General features: G+C 33.3%; 1 protein-coding gene. It reads left to right on the top strand.

The features are described 5' to 3' along the window. Positions 1-155: 155 nt before the first annotated feature. Entirely contained in the window at positions 156-3,419 is a 3,264-nt protein-coding gene (locus AC07XN_RS23700; protein WP_494744843.1) for a caspase family protein, read from the top strand. Positions 3,420-3,671 lie beyond the last annotated feature (252 nt).

A 3,671-nucleotide genomic window follows, 5' to 3' on the forward strand; every position in this document is an offset into this window, starting at 1 on the left:
GTGTTTTAAAGGTATATATTTTGAAACATATATAACCGAATAATAAAATAATAAAGCGAAACTTAGTTTTTTTTAATATTATCATTATTTTTATAAATGATAGGCAAAGTTGTATCCTAATAATATATTAATACCTAACCTTCTCATTATCAAACATGAATGATGAAAAAATAAGTCCTGAAAAAAAGTTATACGCTCTTCTAGTAGGTATCGATAAATATCCTGCTGGTGTACCCCAATTAAATGGTTGTATCAATGATATTAATGAAGTAACACATTTCTTACATACTTCTTTTGACTATCTCAACCCTCAAATACTTACCTTAGAAAATCAACAAGCTACCAGACAAAATATTATTGATGCTTTTCGTACACATCTTTGTAAAGCTAACAATAACGACTCTGTCATTTTTTATTATTCTGGTCATGGCTCAAGAGAGAATGCACCACAAGAATTTTGGGAAGAGTTTCCAACCCATAAAAACGAAACACTTGTTTGTTATGACAGCCGACTTGCAGGAGGATTTGACTTAGCAGACAAAGAATTGGCAGTACTCATTAGTGAGGTTGCTAAACAAAATCCACATATTGTTATTTGTTTGGATTGTTGTCATGCAGGCTCTGGAACGAGAGATTCCATCGATTTAGTACGTGTAAAGCAAGTAGAAAAAGAAGGCTCTCTGCGTGGATTAGAGCAGTATATTGACGGTTTTTATTCAAAACGATTTCAGATTACTGGTAAAATAGACGTGCCTCAGTCTAAGCATATTCTGTTAGCAGCTTGCCAAGAAAACGAACGAGCTTATGAAACGTCAGCTAATAGAGGGTTATTTACCTTGACTTTGCTAAACTGTTTAAAAGATGTACAGTCGCTTTCTTATGCAGATTTGTTTAATCGAATAGCGGTTTACGTAAAGGAAAAGGAATACCGACAGCATCCCAATTTAGAGTTTTTTGGTGGTTTCAACCCTCATGTTTTGTTTTTGACTGGCATAGCTACTGATAGAGTTGATACTTTTCCGATAACTTACGATTCAGAAGGTCTTGCATGGAAGGCTCAAAAAGGAAGTATTCATGGATTATCTATTGAATATAATAAGGCTGCTACTATCTGGATTTTTTCATCCAATACCACTTCATTTACTGAAAAGTATTTGTTTACAAAAGGAAAAATAACAAATGTACAAATGCTTGATTCTATTGTTATACCAGAGGCAAAATTGGATAATCAACAACAGTATATAGGTGTGCTAATTGATGGTAATAGAAAATATGCAACTATTTATTGTGAAGTTTCAACAGAAGAACTGTCTGCTTTATCTGAATATTTGCGTATAGAAAAAGCGTTTGCAGATTATTGGGTTTTACAATCAGGCAATCTCATTCAAGTAATTCACAGAACTTCGAAGAAAATCATTATAGAAAAAGAGCATTTATTTGAAATAAATCAGGTTCTACGGAATATCGTTCGTTGGGAAAATATTAAACAGCTACATAACTCTGAATCAAAGCTAAGGAAAGAAGAAATTGAGTTTTCTTTAGCAGTTGACGAACAATCTATTGATGGAGATGATATTCAGTTGATTTTAGACCAAAATGAAATGGGTGAAGTGATACCAAAGCATTACACACTCTCAGTAGCAAATCATTCTAAGTTTGAGCTTTATTTCAAAGTAATCTTTGTTTCTCCTCTTTATGGTATTATGGAATTGGGAAAATCAACTATTCCAGCTAACGAAACTGGGGTTATTGTTAAGAACAGATTAGGCTTTTTTAGCGAACAATATGCTGATGATGAAAGTAATTGCTTATTTAAGTTAATAGTCAGCACAGGAGAAATTGACTTGTCTTTTTTTGTACAGGAGAACTTTTCGATTAATAGAGATTTTTCACGCACAAAATCTTTAGAAGACTCACAAATTAGAGGGGGTAAATTCTTAGATAATTTTAATCTTGAAACAAATCTTTCTTTAGACTGGATGGCTAAAGACTTAAAACTAAGGTTAGTGAAAAACAATGCTACTATTGGAAGAGAAGACATTGTTTTGGCTGATGGTTCATTAACTTTTAAAGCACATCAATCGTTTCAAGCAAAAGTTACGTTATCATCTTTACATCATCCCTCAAGAGGAATTGGCAACGAGTCATTACTTAAAAGTACTGCCACTTTTAATAATCTTGCTATTCTAAATTTATACCCTAAATCGAAGTCAGTTGAGCAAAAACAACAAATAGAGTTAGAAGATATTGAAGGAGAGGTAGATGCTGATAACCCCTTAATTCTTGCAATTCAAAATCAAGAAATATTACCTAATGAAATAGTACTTCCAGTGATGGTGAATGGAGACGATGTGGTGGTGATTGGTACGAGTAAAGCTTTGGGAAACAATAAACGTGAAGTTTATATTGAGCGAATCCCAGAAATAAATACAAACGAAAAGAGAACAAAAAGCTTAGGAAGAGCTATCAAGTTCTGTTTAATGAAACTGGTCTTTAAAACTGTACCAGACAGTTATTTTGCTCTAAATTGGGTAGATTATGAGCAAGCTAAACCAATAAGGACAAACCTGGATTTGACTCAAAAAATTACTCAGGCAAAGAATATTGTGCTATTTATCCACGGCATCATTGGTGATACCGAAGGAATGATTCCCTTTGCTCAAAAGCTTGTGAAACCAACTGATAATAGTAAAGCAAAATATGATTTAGTTCTGACATTTGATTATGAATGCCTGAATACATCCATTGAGAAAATAGCAGAAAACCTTGACATTGTCCTCAGTAAACACGGTATTGATGAAAATACAGATAAAAAACTAACGATTGTTGCTCATTCTATGGGTGGATTAGTATCGAGAGTATTGATAGAAAAGCACGGCAAAGCCAATCTTGTGAAAAAGCTGATTATGGCTGGTACTCCCAATGGAGGTTCTGTCTTAGGTAATGCTCCATCTTATATTTCTATGACTACGGATGTACTTACTCTTGGTTTAAGTTCTGCTTTGATAGCTCCTTATTTAGCATGGGCTGGGGGATTGATTATGGCATTAAAAAAGAGTAGTATTCTGACTGTCACTTTAGAGCAAATGAAATGCAATTCCGATTTTATCAATTCGCTGTACATTCAAAAAGACCCTCATGTTCCCTATTTTAATTTAGCAGGTAGAGTTGACCTTTATAATCCTAATAGTGAAGAAGACGCTTGGTTTGAAAAACTAAGTACGAGCTTAGTGCTGGGTGTAGGAAATCTATTTCATGAAGGAAAACAGCATGACATTGCAGTTTATACAAAAGACATCGAGAAAATCAATCAAAATAGACAACCTCAAGTACTTAAACAAGAGGTAGGTTGTCCGCATATTTTGTATTTTGATGAACCCAAGAGTAAAGAAATTTTATATCAATGGCTTGATTTATAGTTTTATCTATTTCGTATAAAACTGTTGTTATACCTCAATTAAAGGAATCATTTATGGCAGATTTACCACTTTTTATCATCTCATTTGCTAATAACAGCGACAATCCACTTACAAGTTTTAAGGAGGAAGAGCTGGGTGTAAAAGAAGTAATTGATGAATTCCCCAAGACTTAAATTATTAATAGTTTTTACCAAATCCAAAGGGTTTTAAAGAGTGTAGTAAAGAGGATACAAATACCATATATATATAATC

It is taken from the genome of Arcicella sp. GW458-12-2-14-TSB2 (genome assembly GCF_059423785.1).

Coding starts and splice junctions, on each gene's coding strand:
- AC07XN_RS23700 (WP_494744843.1), top strand. CDS start 156: ATGAATGATGAAAAAATAAGTCCTGAAAAAAAGTTATACGCTCTTCTA.